Below are 15,840 nucleotides of genomic sequence, written 5' to 3'. Positions count from 1 at the left end.
AGCCGCCGGTTTGAGTTTCAGGTGCTCTGACAAGGCCAAAAGTTGCGATGACCTAACTATTGCTTCGCGAACAGACTCACTCCTACAGTGATTGTGGTCGTTCGCAGATGTTGCGTGCACCCACACACCTGTAGGAGTGAGCCTGCTCGCGATGAGGCCAACCCGAACGACGGAGGACTTGGATCAGTCCCGATACCCCGGCGCCACCCGTTCCAGCAAACGCAACAACGCCGCCCACGCCAACTGCATCGCATCCGGATCATTAAGCTCACCCTCCTCCAGCGCCCGCCCCGAATCATTGAACTGCCGCTCGGTATGCGCACAAACCTCGGCCGGCGGCAACACCAACTCCCCGGCGGCCATCGCTGCCAACTGAATGTCGCAGGCCTTTTCCAGGTAATACATGCGCATGAACGCCTGCCCTACCGTCTCACCCACCGTCAAGCTGATGCAGGTCAACCCCATTGTCGAGGTGTACCTGCTGGACACCGAGGGCAGGATTGTCGGCAGTGCCGCGCCCGAAGGCCGGATTCGGCGCGAGCGCGTCGACCTGGCGCCGATCCAGCGCCTGCTCAGGGGCGATGCCTTGCCGATTGCCGGTGACGATCCGCGCAGCGTCGATGCACGCAAAGTGTTCAGCGCCGCGCCGTTGAAGGTCGATGGCAAGGCCGTCGGTTATCTCTACGTGGTGTTGCTCGGTGAAGACCATGATCGCCTGGCCGAGCGCGGCGCCACCAGTGCTGCGCTCAATACCGCCCTGCTCTCCATCGCACTGGTCGCGCTGCTGTGCCTGATTGCCGGTCTCACCGCCTTTGCACTGATCACCCGGCCATTGCGCCGCCTCACCGAAACCGTCAGTCAGTTCGACATTGATGGCGTCTCGGTGACGCCAGCCCTGCCCGCCCCCCTGGAAAAAGCCGCCAGTCACGACGAAATCGCCGTCCTCGACGCCGCGTTCCGGCAGATGCAGGCACGCCTGGGCGAACAATGGCGCTCCTTGACCCGCCAGGACCAGGAGCGCCGCGAACTGGTGGCGAACATCTCCCACGACCTGCGCACGCCGCTGGCCTCCTTGCACGGCTATCTGGAAACCCTGTCGCTCAAGGACGCCACGCTGTCCCCCGCCGACCGCCGCCGCTACCTGAGCATCGCCCTGGATCAAAGCCGCAAGGTCGGCGGGCTGGCGCAGTCGCTGCTGGAACTGGTGCGGCTGGAGCATGGCTTCGTGCAACCGGTGCTGGAGCGGTTCTCCCTGACCGACCTGGCCCAGGACATTTTCCAGAAATTCGAACTGACAGCCGAGGCGCGGCAGGTTGAATTGAAGGCCACCTTCGCTCCCAACGTTTCTGCAGCCTGCGCCGATCTGGGGCCTGAAGGACGGTAGTGTTTGTCAGGACCCTATCAGTTCTGCTAGTAGCCAATGCCTGAAAAAACTCCGAAGCTAAAGGTCCGGCTTTACCGACCCTGCACGGAGCTCAGCCAATGCCCATGTCACCTCGCGAAACCCTACTGTGCCGCTACCGCTACGACCCGCTGGATCGCGCGACGGACTGGGCGCCCGACCAACAGGCAAGCATCCAGCGTTTTTATTGCAAAAGTCGCCTGGCCACCGAAATCCAGGGGGCGGCGAAGTACAGCTTTTTGCAGCATGATGAGCAAGTGTTGGCGCAACAGCGACAGGTGGGAGACAAAGTCGACACTACTCTGCTGGCGACCGATCAACAGCATTCAGTGTTGAATGCACTCGCCGCGACGCAACCCCATCCCCTCGCCTACTCTCCCTACGGCCATCGCCCTCTCGGAGACGGTTTGCTCAGCCTGCTCGGCTTCAACGGCGAACGGCCGGACCCGGTGACCGGGCATTATCATTTGGGCAATGGTTATCGGCAGTTCAACCCGAGGTTGATGCGGTTTAACAGCCCGGATAGTTGGAGTCCGTTTAGGGAGGGTGGTCTTAATGCTTATATGTACTGTGGCGCAGACCCAATAAATCGGAGAGATCCGACCGGGCACTCTGCTTTTCATATATCAAGAAAAGTATTAATAGGAGGATTTTATACTTCTGCTGCTTTAACATTTGCAGGCGTCGGAGTGGCTATTGCGGGTATGGCCGTTCGTCGTAATGATGAAGATAGTGGTAATAAAATGCTGATAGGCGGGGCAATAGCGGCCGGGATCGGCCTTGCTGGTGCTGGCATGGTAGTTCTCCGCGCGAGATTTTACAGGCAGCCCAGATCTTCATTTTCACGTGGTAACTCATCGATATCATCAAGACCCGATAACCCGCCTCCATACCCAGGTAATGATCGAGCGGCTGCATCTACGTTTAACAACTCCAGGCGATCATCCACCCCACCGCCGAGCTATGAGTCATTTGAATTAACGCAAAGGTCCCCCACTTCACCACTGGATCATTCCTCGATTACATCCACAACGCCCACCGAACCGCCACCATCCTATTATCCGCCAGCGCAAACACCCATAGGACAACGTGCAGAACAGCTTCTTCGAACCCCTGGTAAGCTAATGAATAAGAAAACCAATATTCGTCGTACTATGTAGACTTTCTGAGATTAGGGCAGTAATGCGGTGCTCTGACGGCGCTCCTGCAGTGATTTTGGTCGTTCAAAGAGGTTGCGTACACCCACACACCTGTAGGAGTGAGCCTGCTCGCGATGGCGTCAGCCCATGCATCAGGGAATTAAGATCAGTCCCGATAATCCGGCGCCACCCGCTCCAGCAATCTCAACAATGCCGCCCACGCCAGCTGCATCGCATCCGGATCATTAAGCTCACCCTCCTCCAGCGCCCGCCCCGGATCATTGAACTGCCGCTCGGTATGCGCGCAAACCTCGGACGGCGGCAACACCAACTCCCCGGCGGCCATCGCTGCCAACTGGATGTCGCATGCCTTCTCCAGGTAATACATGCGCATGAACGCCTGCCCTACCGTCTCGCCCACCGTCAGCAACCCATGATTGCGCAGCATCAGCACCGGCTTGTCGCCCATGTCCGCCACCAGCCGTTGCTGCTCGCTCATGTCCAGCGCCACGCCTTCATAGTCGTGGTAAGCCACGCGGCCATAGAACTCCATGGAAATCTGGTTCACCGGCAACAACCCGCACTTCAACGCCGCCACCGCGCAGCCAGATTTGGTGTGGGTGTGCAGCACGCATTGCGCGTCTTCGCGGGCTGCATGGATCGCGCTGTGAATCACGAAACCAGCCGGGTTCACCGGGTGTGGCGACGCTTCCACAGCATTGCCGTCGAGGTCGATTTTCACCAGGTTCGACGCCGTGATCTCATCGAACATCAGCCCGTAGGGGTTGATCAGGAAATGATGCTCCGGCCCCGGAATGCGCACCGAGATGTGGGTGAAGATCAAATCGGTCATGCGAAAATGCGCCACCAGTCGATAACAGGCAGCGAGTTCTTCGCGCAAACGTCGTTCGGTCGGCTTCATGCGCTCACCTTCACGGTGCAGGCCTCGAGCCCTTGGCCCAAGGCCTCCCAGCCGTCAAAACCACGCCGGGCGATGAACACCAGCCGCGTACTATCGGCGCCGGCTTCATCGGTCGCCGGCAGGAACTGACTGCGGGTACCGACGTGTTGCAGCCAGTGCGCCTTGTTGCCCTGCGCCAGTTTCACCAGCCCCTTGACCCGGAACACATCGCTGGGCAGCGCCTGCAACCAGCGGCGCAATCCCTCGGCATCCAGGGCCGCGTTGCTCTGCCACAACCAGCTGCTGAACATCTCGCCGTGATCGCCATCGGACACCCGTGTCAGCGGTTTCACGGTGCGAGGTTCAAGCTCCAGCTCGGTATCGAGCCACAGCGCATCCGGCAACTGCGCCTGCACGCTTTCATGCACGCGAGTCCTGAGCCCCAACGCCTCGCGCAATGCTCGCAACTGTTCCTCGTCGACCAGATCGGTCTTGTTCAACAGCAGCAAGTCGGCAGCGGCCACCTGTGCCCGCGCCAGTCGCGCGTACTCGCCGTCGAGTTGCAGATGGCGGGTTGCGTCGACCACGGTGATGACCATGTCCAGTTGCATCTGGCTGCGCAGCTGTGGATAAGCCAGGGTCTGCACGATGCGCTGTGGATCGGACACGCCGCTGCACTCGATGACGATGCGTTCCAGCCGCGGCTGCAATTGCGCCAGGCTGCCGAGCTGGGCCAGCAGGTCTTCCTGCACGGTGCAGCAGATGCAGCCGTTTTGCAGGCTGTAGACGGCGTCGGTCACTTCAGAAACGATGGCGGCGTCGATGTTCAGCTCGCCGAAATCGTTGACGATCACCGCCAGGCGGCTGCCTTCGGCACGGCGCACCATGCGGTTGAGCAAGGTGGTTTTACCGGCGCCGAGGAAGCCCGAAACGACGGTCACGGCGATACGTGGGGAAGTCATTCTGCCTTGCCCTCCAGCACCGGTGGTTCGCCCTGCCAGACCGCCTTGAGGCCGACGGCCTCGAGCGTCGAATGGCGGTCATACACCAGTTGCCCTTCGACGAAGGTCAGCAGCACCTGGGTCTTGTGGATGTAGTTGCGTGCCGGTGCCGCGAACAGGTCACGGTCGATCACGATCAGGTCCGCCGCCTTGCCCACTTGCAGGCTGCCGGTGCTGTGCTCCAGGCCCATGGCCACGGCGCCGTTGCTGGTGATCACGGTCAGCGCCTGTTCGAGGCTGATCGGGTCGCCGAAGCAGGCCGGGTCGTCGTTCCACGGGTTCTGCCGGGTGATCATGGTTTCCAGCGCCAGCCACGGGTCGATGGACGCCACTGGCCAGTCGGTGCCCATCACGGCGGTGCCACCGGCGGCGAGCACGCCCTTGAAGTCGTAGATGCGCTTGAGCCGTTCCTGGCCGTACCCGGAACGCGCACCGCTGGCGAACGGTGTCGGGTACCAGGCCGCCGGGGAAAATTCGGCGATGACATTCAGCTCCTTGAAGCGCGGCAGGTTGCCCGGGTGCAGCAAGGTGCTGTGGGCGCACTGGTGGCGCACACCGCTGAAACCGTTGCGCCGACGCGCCTCGGCCACGGCATCGAGGAACACGTCGGAGGCGCCGTCGCCGGTGCAATGGGCGATGACGCGGATGCCCTTGCGGTCCATGTCCACCACCATGTCGGTGATGTGTTCCGGGGTCAGGTTGAGCTTGCCGCGCCAGCTCTTTTCCTCTGGCCATGGGGTCAGCAGGTACGAAGACTTCGGCTCCACGGTGCCGTCGAAGTGGAACTTCACCGCGTTGGCGCTCAGGCGTGCACTGCGATAGTAGTGACGCTCGCCCGCCAGCAGTTCCCAGCGACGGCGCACCGGGAAGATGTCGTCCTGCCAACTGATCGCCGCTTCGATGCGCACGGTCAGTTCACCGCTGTCGTCGAGTTCCTTCAACGCCTGCAGGCGCTGTTCGCAGACGTGTACGTATTTGCTCGCCGTGACCCCGCGCGAGCTCTGGAAGTGCACGCCATCGCGATAGGCGCGGCGCAGCACACTGACCGGGGTCGGCGGCATGGCGGCGTGGATCATCGCGTAGGCGCCGTCGATCATCAGGCCGGTGGGTTCGCCGGTCAGTTCGTCGCGCTCGAAATAGCCGTTGCGCGGGTCCGAGGTGTTGCCATCGATCCCGGCCAGTTCCAGGGCCTTGGAGTTGACCATCATGGTGCCCCACATGCGGTCGAGCAGCGCCACGGGACGGTCGGGCATGACGCTGTCGAGCCAGGCACGACCCGGGGTCAGCCCGGCTTCGCGGAAGGTGTAGCGCACCCAGTATTGGCCGTAGATCCAGCCATCACCCGGGTGACTGTCGGCATAGGCGAGGATGCTTTCGCGCAGTTGCTCGGGGGTCGGGTCTTCAATGCCGACATCCAGGTCGTCGCTGTAGCGTGGCGCCAACGCCAGGTCGGGGTGAGTGTGCATGTCGTGCAGGCCCGGCATGCAGAACGCGCCTTGCAGGTCATGCACACGGGTGTTCGGGCCCTTGAACATCTCGATCTGGCCAAGGCTGGCAACACCGATCAACTTGCCGTCGCGAATGGCCACGGCCTCGGCCCACGGGTTGGCCGGGTCCTGGGTGTAGATACGCCCGTTGGCCAGGATCAGGTCGGCGTAGGTCCCCTGCACGGAATGGGTAGAGGAAAAGTTATCGGACTCAGCCATGTAAGCCACCTTTGAGTTCAGGGAGATTGAAAGGTCCACCGGGCGCCGGGCGCATCGGGGGCCTGAAAATTTGTTGTTGTTTTAGTCAGCCAGGAACGTTGCCGCGTCGACCTCGATCATCACCGGTTCGACGCTGTCAGCCAGTTGCCCGAGGAGTTCGCGCAGGCCTTGCAGATCGCTCGCCCGGTGATGTGGCACGTGGCAGCTTCGGGCCAGGGCGGCGAAGTCCGGCGTGAGGATGTCCACCCCCAGCAACGGCACCGCCTTGGCGTTCATGTAGTCGCGGATTTCGGCGTAGCTGCCGTTGTTCCACAGCAGCAGGATCACGCCGACGCCGGCTTCTTTTGCGGCAATCAGCTCGGCGCTGGAAAACTGCAAGCCACCGTCGCCCACCAGCGCCACCACCGGGCGCAAGGGTTGCGCGAGCTTGGCGCCGATGGCGGCGGGCAAGCCGTAGCCGAGGGTGCCGTAGCCGCTGCCGGCGTTGAACCAGCTGTTGGGTGTTGGCGCCCGGTAGCCCAGGGCACCCTGATACACCGGCTGGGTCGAATCGCCGACGATCAGCGGTTGTGGCAAGTGATCACGCAGCGTATCGAGCAGCGCTTGCATGCGGCTCTGTTTCGCCGTCCAGCCAGCCTGTTCGACGGCATTGACCCGACTCACCCGCGCAGCCGCCCAGGCGTCATCGGCCTGGCGTTGCGGCAGTTGCGCCAGTAACGCGAGCAATCCCTGTTCGGCGTCACCCAACAAGCCGACCGCTGCCGCTTGTACCCCGAGAATCTGCAGCGGATCGATGTCCAGGCGAATCAGCGGCGCCTTGAACTGCAAGGGGCCAAGGCCGAAAAAGTCATAGTCGGTTTCCCCCAGCTCAGTGCCGACCGCCAGCACTACGTCGGCCTCTTCGAACAGCTCGCGGCCGTGGGCCGAGGACTGCACACCATCGAGCAATAACGGATGCTCGGGGGCCAGCAAACCACGGGCGTTGGTGGTCAATGCCACGGGAGCCTGCAGGCGCTCGGCGAGCGCGGTCAGGGCCTCGGTAGCTCGGCGCGAACCGCCACCGGCGAGGATCAATGGGCGCTTCGCCGCCTGGATCAATTCGACGGCGCTGGCGATGGCCGCCGCGGCCGGTGCCGGTGCTGCCGGCAAGGCCCGTGGGCGCAAGTCCAGGCCATCGGCCGGCATGTCCAGCACGTCCAGCGGAATCTCGATGTGCACCGGTCGTGGCCGCGTGCAGCCGAACAGGGCGAAGGCCCGCGCCAGCACTTCCGGCAATTGCGACGGGTGCTGCAGCGTATGGCTGAAGGCGCAGACCCCGGCGACCAGCGCGCGCTGGTCCGGCAGTTCATGCAGGTGACCGTGGCCCAGGCGCAAGTGCTCGCGACGGTTGCAGGTGGAGATCACCAGCATCGGCACCGAGTCCGCATACGCCTGGCCCATGGCGGTAATGATGTTGGTCATGCCGGGGCCGGTGATGATGAAACACACCCCCGGCTTGCCGCTGGCGCGGGCATAACCGTCGGCCATGAACCCGGCGCCCTGCTCGTGGCGCGGGCTGATGTGTTTCAGGCGGCTGCCGTGCAAGCCGCGATACAGCTCGACGGTGTGCACGCCGGGAATGCCGAAGACGGTGTCAACGCCATAGCCTTCCAGCAACTGAACGAGCGCCTGGGCACAACGGGTCATGCAGCACCTCTTTGATAATGGGCCATACCGGCCCAAGGACAATTGGCGCTAGTATTGTTGAATCAACCGATACAACAATCGATTTTTTTTGGCCTGACTGTTCGATTTACGTCACCATACGAGTTCACAACAAGACCGGGATGATTTATGCGTTTTCCTTCGATGACCGCCCTTCGCGCGCTGGACGCAGTCGCCCGCACCGGCAGCGTGTCGGTTGCGGCCCGTGAGCTGAACCTGACCCGTAGCGCCATCAGCCACCAGATCAGCAAGCTCGAGGAATGTGTCGGCTTCCCCCTCACCGAGCGCATTGGCCGCGGTATCGGCCTGACGTATCAGGGCGAACGTTATGCCCGGGAGGTGCACGGGATTCTGTTGAACCTGCTCGATGCCGGGCAGTTGGTCGACGACCAGGAGATCTCCGGTCGGCTGTGCGTCAGTTGCGCGCCGGGGTTCGCCACCTATTGGCTGTGCCACCACATCGGCGCATTCCTGCGCCAGTACCCGCAGGTGCAGTTGCAGCTGATTTCCCCGCGCACACCGGACGACACCAACAACCCCGGCGCCGACCTGTTCATCGCCTACGGGATTGGCGACTGGCCGGAGATGGTGGTCGAAGAGATCGTCGCGTTGCGCTTCTTCCCGGTGTGCAGCCCGCGCCTGATCAACGCCCTGAGCGGTCTGAAAAGCCCGCATGAGCTGAGCCACTTCCCGCTGTTGCACATGACCGATTACTCGGACTGGCGCGTCTGGCTGACCGCCGCCGGGGCTTCGGGGGTCAACGCGGTGAGCGGCATCCTGTTCTCCGATGCGCACTGCGCGCAATCGGCGTGCATTGCCGGCCAAGGCATCGCGATCGGCGACAACCTGATCAGCGGCGATGCCTTGTCCAAGGGCCTGCTGGTACGTCCCTTCGACATCACCATTGACCTGCACCGCGGCTACTACCTCGCCGCCGATCCGCAAAAGGCCGAGCGCGCGGTGGTCCAGGCCTTCAGCAACTGGGTCAAGACGCAGCTGCAGTCATCGCACCAGACCTGGCAGGACACCCTCTAACCCCCCGATCTCTGTAGGAGCGAGGCTTGCCCGCGAAGAACGATAACGCGGTGTGACTGACAAACCGCGTCGCACCATTCGCGGGCAAGCCTCGCTCCTACAAAATTCACGGGGAAACTGAGTAAAAAAACTAACCAATATGGGCAAAATAATTCCATTGATGTAGCGATATTTTTAACAATAATAACGCCCAAAGCCCATTTCGGATTCGCATCCGTCCTCGTACGTCATATGGGCAATAAAAAGAGGAACCTCATTGTGTCCAGCCGTTCAGCGATTCAGCTCAGCGCTCAAGGTATCAGCCAGTATTACGGCCGTTTCGCGGCGCTGGATAACGTCGACCTGGATGTTCGCCAAGGCGAATTCCTGACCCTGCTGGGCCCCTCCGGCTCGGGCAAGACCACCTTGCTGATGATCCTGGCCGGTTTCCTCAGCCCGACCTCGGGCAAGCTGATGGAGCAAGGCGTCGACATCATCCGGCGCCCCGCCGAGAAGCGGAACTTCGGTATGGTGTTCCAAGGTTACGCGCTGTTCCCGCACATGAGCGTGGCCGACAACGTCGCCTACCCGCTGCGCATCCGTAAAGTGCCGGTCGAGGAGCGCAATCGCCGGGTCAAGCACATCCTGGAAGTGGTCGGCCTCGGCGCGCACATGCACAAGAAGCCGGCGGAAATGTCCGGTGGCCAGCAGCAGCGCGTGGCGATTGCCCGGGCGCTGGTGTTCGAACCGGAACTGTTGTTGCTCGACGAACCGCTGTCAGCCCTGGACAAGAACCTGCGCGAACAACTGCAAACCGAATTGCAGCGCATCCACCGTCAGGTCGGCACCAGTTTCGTGTTCGTCACCCATGACCAGAACGAAGCCCTGGCGCTGTCCTCGCGCATCGCCATTTTCAACCACGGCAAGCTGACCCAGGTCGACACCCCGGAAAACATCTACAACCGCCCCGAGAGCCGCTTCGTCGCCGAGTTCCTGGGCAAGATGAACCTGTTCCCGCTGGCCAACCTGACCCGCAATGGCCAGACCGCCAGCGGCCGCTGTGGCACCAGCGTATTGCACGCCCTCGCACCGAACGCCTTGGGCAATGCCCCGATCGTCCTGGCCGTGCGCCCCGAACACATGGAGCTGCACAGCGATTGCCCGACCGCCGAGGGCTACAACGTGATGCCCGCGCAGCTCACCGACAAGGTCTACCAAGGCTCCAGCACCCACCTGGCGTTGAAGGTCGGCGGCGACACATTGCCGATCAACCTGTCCGTACCGGGCAATCACCCGGGCGCCTTGATGCCCAGCGGCGCACCGGTGTGGCTGAGCTGGCCGGTGCAGCAAAGCTTCCTGCTCCAGGCCTGATTCCCCAAGCAATTGCGTCACAAAGCTCTCTTCCAATGACAACAAAAAGGCCGTTGCCCACGCAGGCATCCGCCGACTGAGGACTTGCCCATGCGCCAGGATCACCAACAAGACTGCATCGAAGTGCTTATCGAAAAGGCCCGTGGCGGTCAGATCAACCGTCGCACCTTCATCCAGGCCATGGGCCTGTTGGCGGCGGTACCCCTGGCGTTGCGCAGTGGCATCAGCTGGTCGGCCGACAAGCCGCTGGTGGTGGTCAACTGGGGTGGCGATGCCCTGAACGCATTCCGTTCGGCATGGACCGACACTTTCACCAGGAACACCGGCATCCAGGTGCGCATCGACGGCGCCGGCCCGACCGAGGGCGCGATCCGCTCGCAACTGGCCAGCGGCCAACCGAGCTGGGACGTGGTCGACGTCGAGAGCTACAGCGCCATCGTGCTGGGCCGCGAAAAGATCCTGCAGCCGCTGGACTACAGCACCATCAAGCGCGACCAGGTGGCCCCGGCGCTCAGCTCCGACTTCGGCATCGCCAGCTATCAGTTCAGCTACGTGATGGCCTGGGACAGCGAAAAATTCGGCGACAACGGCCCCAAGACCTGGGCCGATTTCTGGGACGTGAAGAAATTCCCCGGCAAGCGCACCTTGTACAAATGGATGAACGGGATGCTCGAAGCCGCCCTGCTCGCCGACGGCGTTCCAGCCGACCAGCTCTACCCGCTGGACGTACCCCGGGCGATGAAGAAGATCGACGAGATCAAGCCTCACGTGCTGTCGTTCTGGAGCTCGGGCGCCGAGAGCCAGCAACTGATGGTCGACGGCGAAGTGTCGGTGGGGGCGATCTGGCACACCCGCGCCAAGCTGCTCAGCGAAGACACCGACAATCGCGTGCGCTGGAGCTTCGACAACGGTTTCATCAACTCCAGCAGTTGGGCGGTGCTCAACGGCAACCCGGGCGGCACGCAACCGACCATGCAGTTCATCCAGCAAGCCTTGCAGCCTGAAGGCCAGCTCAAACTGTTCGAAGCACTGGGCAACGGCCCGTCGAACAGCGCCACCGAGAAACTGATGTCGCCCGAGCAGCTGGAAGCCAACTGCAGCTCCGAAGCCAACCTGAAAAAACAGATCGCCCTCAATGCCCAGTGGTATGCCGACAACTATTCCAAAGCCCTGGAAGAGTACCTGACGCGGTTGTCCAAGTGAGCCATCGACCATGACGACGACCCTGGTTTCAACCCTCACCGCCCCCAAGCCGCGCTTCAGCTCGCCGGGCCTGGAGCGCGGCCTGCTGCTGTTTCCGCTGCCGGTGCTGTTGCTGGTCTTCTACGTGTTGCCGTTCCTCGGCGTGGTCGGCTGGAGCTTCTCGCTGCCAACACCGGGCATCGAGCAGTACCAGCGCATCGCCACGGACCCCGCGATTCACGAGATGCTCTGGCGCACCTTGCGCCTGTGCCTGACGGTCAGTGGCCTGGCCTTGATGATCGGTTACCTGCTGGCGTACTGCTGGGTGTTCAGCCCGCCGTTCTGGCAGCGGGTGGTGGAGATCTGCATCTTCATCCCGTTCTGGATTTCCGTGCTGGTGCGCGCCTTCGGCTGGCTGATCGCGCTACGCAGCAATGGCGTGCTCAACGACAGCCTGTTGGGCATGGGCCTGATCGATCAACCGCTGCAGCTGAGCCGCAATGAAATCGGCGTGGTCATCGGCATGCTCCACGTGATGATCCCGTACGCCGTGTTCCCGCTGCTGTCGACCATGCGCCAGCTCGATCAGCGCGTGCTCATGGCCTCGCGCGGCCTGGGTGCCGGCGCCTTGCGCACCTTCTGGCAAGTGCTGCTGCCGCAGACGCTGCCGGGCATCCTGGGTGCGTTCATCATGGTCTTCGTGTTCTGCCTGGGCTTCTTCATCACGCCGGTGCTGTTGGGTGGCGGGCAAACGGTGATGATCGCCGAGTACGTGTTCCTGCAGATGTTCCAGACCAGCAACTGGGGCCTGGGGGCGGCACTGAGCGTGGTGCTGCTGGCCCTGGTCAGCGCATTGATCTGGGTGCTGTTGAAAATGACCCGCGTGAACCGACTGGTAGGCTGAGATCACTATGAATACCCATCGTACAAGCCTGAGTACCCGCCTGCTGGCCGTGGTCGCCATGGCCTTCATGCTGTTCCCGCTGCTGACGGTCATCCCGGTGTCGTTCACCAGCAAGCGCTTCCTGTCGATGCCGCAGGGCAACTGGTCGTTGCGTCACTACGAAGCGTTGGTGAGCAACCCTGACTGGTTCCACGCCATCAGCCAGAGCCTGACCATCGCCTTCGCCACCAGCATTATCGCGACCTTGCTGGCGGCCAGCTTCAGCCTCGGCATCTGGTACATGCGCTCCAAATGGGCCACGGCGCTGATCGGCCTGGTGCTGTTACCGATGGCGATCCCGCCGGTGATTTCCGCGCTGGTGCTGTACTTCATGGAAACCAAGCTCGGCCGCTTCGCACCCGGCATGGGCTACGACACCCTGACCGGGGTGGTGATCGCCCACGTGATCATGGTCGTTCCATACGGTGTGGTGACCATGCTGGTTGCCCTCAGCCAGATCGACCGACGCATCGAACTGGCCTCGCGCAACCTCGGCGCCAGCCTGATGCAGACCACCTTCATGGTGATCCTGCCGAACCTCAAGTTGGGCCTGGCCTCCACCGCCCTGCTGGGTTTCGCCCTGTCGTGGGAAGAGGTGGCGGTGACGCTGTTCATCACCAGCGTCAACGTCGACACCTTGCCCAAGCGGATCTGGAGCGGGTTGCGCGATAACGTTGATCCGAGTGTGGCGGCGATTTCGGTGTTGTTGATCTCGCTGACCCTGTTGGTGCTGATTGGGCGGCTGGTGGTGCAGCATCTGGCGGACAAGCGGGCGCAGAAGCTGCAGCAATCCTGATCTCAACCTGTAGGAGCGAGCCTGCTCGCGATGGACGACAGAACAACGCGGGGCGTCAGGCTGCCAGCGTTATCGTTGACGTCCATCGCGAGCAGGCTCGCTCCTACAGGGGGCCAGAGCGATCGCGTCATTGTCAGCGTCCATCGCAATAGGCAAAAACATGACCAGCCGCCTGTTCATCCGTGACAACAGCGCCCCGCTCCAATAGATTAGTCGGCCTGAAAAAGCCCCCCGGGCTTTCTCGCCTCTATTCAAGTTCAAAGAAGTAGTGAAATTTCAATGTCCGATTCCAACACCGCTGAATCCGTAGTCACCTTGTCGTCCAAAGCGGAATACGAAAACTCCATCAATCTTTCACAGCATGTGCCCCAGGCCAAGACCATCAGCGAGATGGTCCTGGACGCTTTCCAGTCCACCCGCGAAAGCGAGCAGATCCGCGAGCTGCGCGCCGCGATCCGCCAGGCCCACGACAGTTTCGACGACGACAAAGCCTACGAACTGATGGGCGAGCTCAAGCAACTCAAGGACGCCGAGGCCGCTGACATCGCCGCCCTCGAAGACCTGAGCAGCAAGTTCCCGATCAGCCGCATCCTGTCCAGCTTCAAGGACGACCCGGCGTTCCAGGAAATCGTCTACGGCCTGGCCCTGAAGGTGCTGAACCAGACCCACCAGGCCATCAGCAATCCGAGCGGCGGCAAGAGCAAAGCCGCCAAGGCGAAAAAAGAACTCGAAGTGTTCACCATCAGCAAGGACGGCATCAGCGTCACCTTGCCGTTGCGCACCCCGCGCTCGCGCCTGAACGTCGACCGTGAAGCCCTGGAGTTCCTCGGTTTCACGTTCGTTGGCGAAGGCGATGAAGCGGAGCTGGAAAGCGAAACGTTCCTGGACAACAGCGGGACCGAACAGGCGATCAACCGCAAGAACATCATCACCGCGCTGCAACAACAGACCGCCTTCGATGGCTTCACTATTGCCGCGCAGTAACACGCCCTCGCCCCGAATGCTTCGCTAGTTCAAGCATCCCCCAAGCCCCGCCCTCGTGCGGGGCTTTTTATTGCCTGCGATTCAGGCAAGTCCGCGACTACTGTTCCAGTATCAAAACAACATCACACTTCCCTTAACCCTTGAGCACCATGGGTCCGCCTGCGGGGAGCGTCAACTCACTGTCCAGATCAGGACCTCAGTGGTGCAACTGCTGAGGCCTGTATGAACACACTTCCCCTGTACCGTCAGTTAGCCAACCACTACCTCGACGCGATCCGCAGCGGCACCTTGAAAACCGGCGAACGCTTTCCCTCCATCCGCCTGATGATGGAGAAGCACGCCGTCAGCCTGTCGACCGCCGTGCAGGTGTGCCGGGAGCTGGAGGGCCAGGGTGTGCTGGAGGCGCGCCCGCGCTCGGGCAACTACATCCGCCAGCCCGATACCCCGCCCCGCCCCATTCCCCTGGCGGTGCCGGATGCCGGTGCGTATGCGGGCATTCACCAACAGGTGTCGTCGGTGCTCAAGGCCAGCCAGCGCGCGACCATCAAGGTCAATTTCGCCAGCCCCTACTGCGCGCCGCAACTCTACCCGCTGAAAATCCTCCAGGACCACATGACCAAGGCGTTGCGCCAGGACCCGCAGTTGCTGGGGAGGACCGGACCAACCTGCGGCAACCTGGCCCTGCGCAACATCCTCGCCCGCCGGGCCTTGACCTGCAAAACCCACCTGAGTGCAGAGCAGATCGTGATCACCAACGGCGCATCAGAGGCCCTGAACCTGGCCCTGCGCGCCGTCACCCAACCGGGCGATACGGTCGCCGTCGAGTCGCCGACCTTCCACGGCCTGTTGCAGATTCTCGAAAGCCTGAGCCTGCGCGTGCGGGAGGTGCCGGCGACGGCGCACTGCGGGATCAATCTGTTTGCCCTGGAGCAGATACTGCGCGGCCCCGAGCGGATCCACGCCTTGATCGTCATGCCCAATCTGCAAAACCCGCTGGGCAGCATCATGCCCGACTCGCACAAGGCACGACTGGTGCAGCTGTGCGCCGAGCACGACACGGTGCTGATCGAAGACGACACCTATGGCGACCTGGTGGACACCGAGCAACCCCTGTCCACGCTCAAACACTGGGACCGCAGCGACAACCTGATTTACTGCGCCTCCCTGAACAAAACCCTCGCCCCCGGCGTGCGCCTGGGCTGGATCAGCGCTGGCCGGTGGCACGACCGCGTGGAGATGCTCAAGCACAGTCAATCGAGGGGGTGCGAGACGCTGTCGCAGTTGGCGGTCAGTGCCTTCATGAAGACCCCGTCCTACGAACGTTACCTGCGGCGGCTGAGGAAGACCCTGATGCAGCAGCGCCAGCAGATCAGCCGCGCCATCCTCGAGCATTTTCCCCAAGGCACTCGCATCACCGAGCCTCAGGGGGGCACGCTGTTATGGGTAGAGTTGCCACCCGGATATTCATCGATGGGTTTGTTCCACGAGGCGCTGAAGAGGGGTATTCAGATTTTGCCTGGGGATATCTTTTCCAATACCGCAGGGTTTGCGCATTGCCTGAGAATAGGCTGTGGCACGCCATTTTCACCGCAGATCGAGCAGGCGCTGGCAACTTTGGGTCAGTTACTCGAACAGCCCTGATCAGGTCCTGAAACGCAGCGCGCTGCAAGCCCCTCCCTTTCAAACACGGGAGGGGC

The 15,840-nt window shown here is 62.2% G+C and carries 12 protein-coding genes and 2 pseudogenes; 9 read left to right on the top strand and 5 right to left on the bottom strand.

What is annotated here, in order from left to right; genetic code table 11:
• Positions 1–183 precede the first annotated feature (183 nt).
• Positions 184–444: pseudogene (locus OH720_RS04695) on the bottom strand (class II aldolase/adducin family protein); the annotation flags it as partial.
• Here OH720_RS04695 and OH720_RS04690 point away from each other — a divergent pair.
• Positions 443–1,369 (top strand): annotated as a pseudogene (locus OH720_RS04690) (histidine kinase dimerization/phospho-acceptor domain-containing protein); the annotation flags it as partial. The pseudogenes OH720_RS04695 and OH720_RS04690 sit on opposite strands and share 2 nt — an antisense overlap.
• 113 nt (positions 1,370–1,482) lie before the next feature.
• Positions 1,483–2,562, top strand: coding sequence for an RHS repeat-associated core domain-containing protein (locus OH720_RS04685; protein ID WP_272604739.1), 1,080 nt, complete (start codon positions 1,483–1,485; stop codon positions 2,560–2,562).
• A 145-nt stretch (positions 2,563–2,707) separates the two neighbouring features.
• Here OH720_RS04685 and OH720_RS04680 read toward each other — a convergent pair whose 3' ends face one another.
• The 4 genes from OH720_RS04680 to OH720_RS04665 form a co-directional block, all read right to left on the bottom strand.
• Positions 2,708–3,463, bottom strand: coding sequence for a class II aldolase/adducin family protein (locus OH720_RS04680; RefSeq protein WP_272604738.1), 756 nt, complete (start codon positions 3,461–3,463; stop codon positions 2,708–2,710).
• Positions 3,460–4,404: a CobW family GTP-binding protein gene (locus OH720_RS04675; protein ID WP_272604737.1), complete on the bottom strand. Its 945-nt coding sequence runs from the start codon at positions 4,402–4,404 to the stop codon at positions 3,460–3,462. Before OH720_RS04675 ends, OH720_RS04680 begins: the two co-directional genes overlap by 4 nt.
• Positions 4,401–6,149, bottom strand: a complete 1,749-nt coding sequence (locus OH720_RS04670; protein ID WP_180205820.1) for an amidohydrolase — start codon at positions 6,147–6,149, stop codon at positions 4,401–4,403. The genes OH720_RS04675 and OH720_RS04670 overlap by 4 nt, the downstream gene beginning before the upstream one ends.
• Positions 6,150–6,230: 81 nt before the next feature.
• Positions 6,231–7,835 (bottom strand): 5-guanidino-2-oxopentanoate decarboxylase, encoded by a 1,605-nt coding sequence (locus tag OH720_RS04665; protein WP_272604736.1) that lies wholly within the window; start codon positions 7,833–7,835, stop codon positions 6,231–6,233.
• Between the two features lie 147 nt (positions 7,836–7,982).
• Between OH720_RS04665 and OH720_RS04660 the strand changes: the two genes are divergently transcribed.
• The 7 genes from OH720_RS04660 to OH720_RS04630 all read left to right on the top strand — a co-directional run bounded on the left by OH720_RS04660 (position 7,983) and on the right by OH720_RS04630 (position 15,784).
• Positions 7,983–8,888: a LysR substrate-binding domain-containing protein gene (locus tag OH720_RS04660; RefSeq protein ID WP_272604735.1), complete on the top strand. Its 906-nt coding sequence runs from the start codon at positions 7,983–7,985 to the stop codon at positions 8,886–8,888.
• A gap of 258 nt (positions 8,889–9,146) precedes the next feature.
• Positions 9,147–10,238, top strand: coding sequence for an ABC transporter ATP-binding protein (locus OH720_RS04655; RefSeq protein ID WP_272604734.1), 1,092 nt, complete (start codon positions 9,147–9,149; stop codon positions 10,236–10,238).
• Between the two features lie 90 nt (positions 10,239–10,328).
• The gene (locus OH720_RS04650; RefSeq protein WP_272604733.1) at positions 10,329–11,441 is read left to right on the top strand and encodes an ABC transporter substrate-binding protein; all 1,113 of its coding nucleotides are present in this window, start codon (positions 10,329–10,331) and stop codon (positions 11,439–11,441) included.
• A gap of 10 nt (positions 11,442–11,451) precedes the next feature.
• Positions 11,452–12,324: an ABC transporter permease gene (locus OH720_RS04645; RefSeq protein WP_180205815.1), complete on the top strand. Its 873-nt coding sequence runs from the start codon at positions 11,452–11,454 to the stop codon at positions 12,322–12,324.
• 7 nt (positions 12,325–12,331) lie between these two features.
• On the top strand, positions 12,332–13,159 hold the full coding sequence (locus OH720_RS04640) for an ABC transporter permease (protein WP_272604732.1): 828 nt from the start codon (positions 12,332–12,334) through the stop codon (positions 13,157–13,159).
• 279 nt (positions 13,160–13,438) lie between these two features.
• Positions 13,439–14,143 (top strand): hypothetical protein, encoded by a 705-nt coding sequence (locus OH720_RS04635; RefSeq protein WP_272604731.1) that lies wholly within the window; start codon positions 13,439–13,441, stop codon positions 14,141–14,143.
• Positions 14,144–14,365: 222 nt separating this feature from the next.
• Positions 14,366–15,784: an aminotransferase-like domain-containing protein gene (locus OH720_RS04630; protein ID WP_272604730.1), complete on the top strand. Its 1,419-nt coding sequence runs from the start codon at positions 14,366–14,368 to the stop codon at positions 15,782–15,784.
• The last annotated feature ends 56 nt before the right edge of the window (positions 15,785–15,840 follow it).

The organism is Pseudomonas sp. WJP1, assembly GCF_028471945.1.
Lineage (GTDB): Bacteria > Pseudomonadota > Gammaproteobacteria > Pseudomonadales > Pseudomonadaceae > Aquipseudomonas.
The sequence above is the reverse complement of the archived record's forward strand: the minus strand, read 5'-3'. Positions and strand labels throughout refer to the sequence as shown.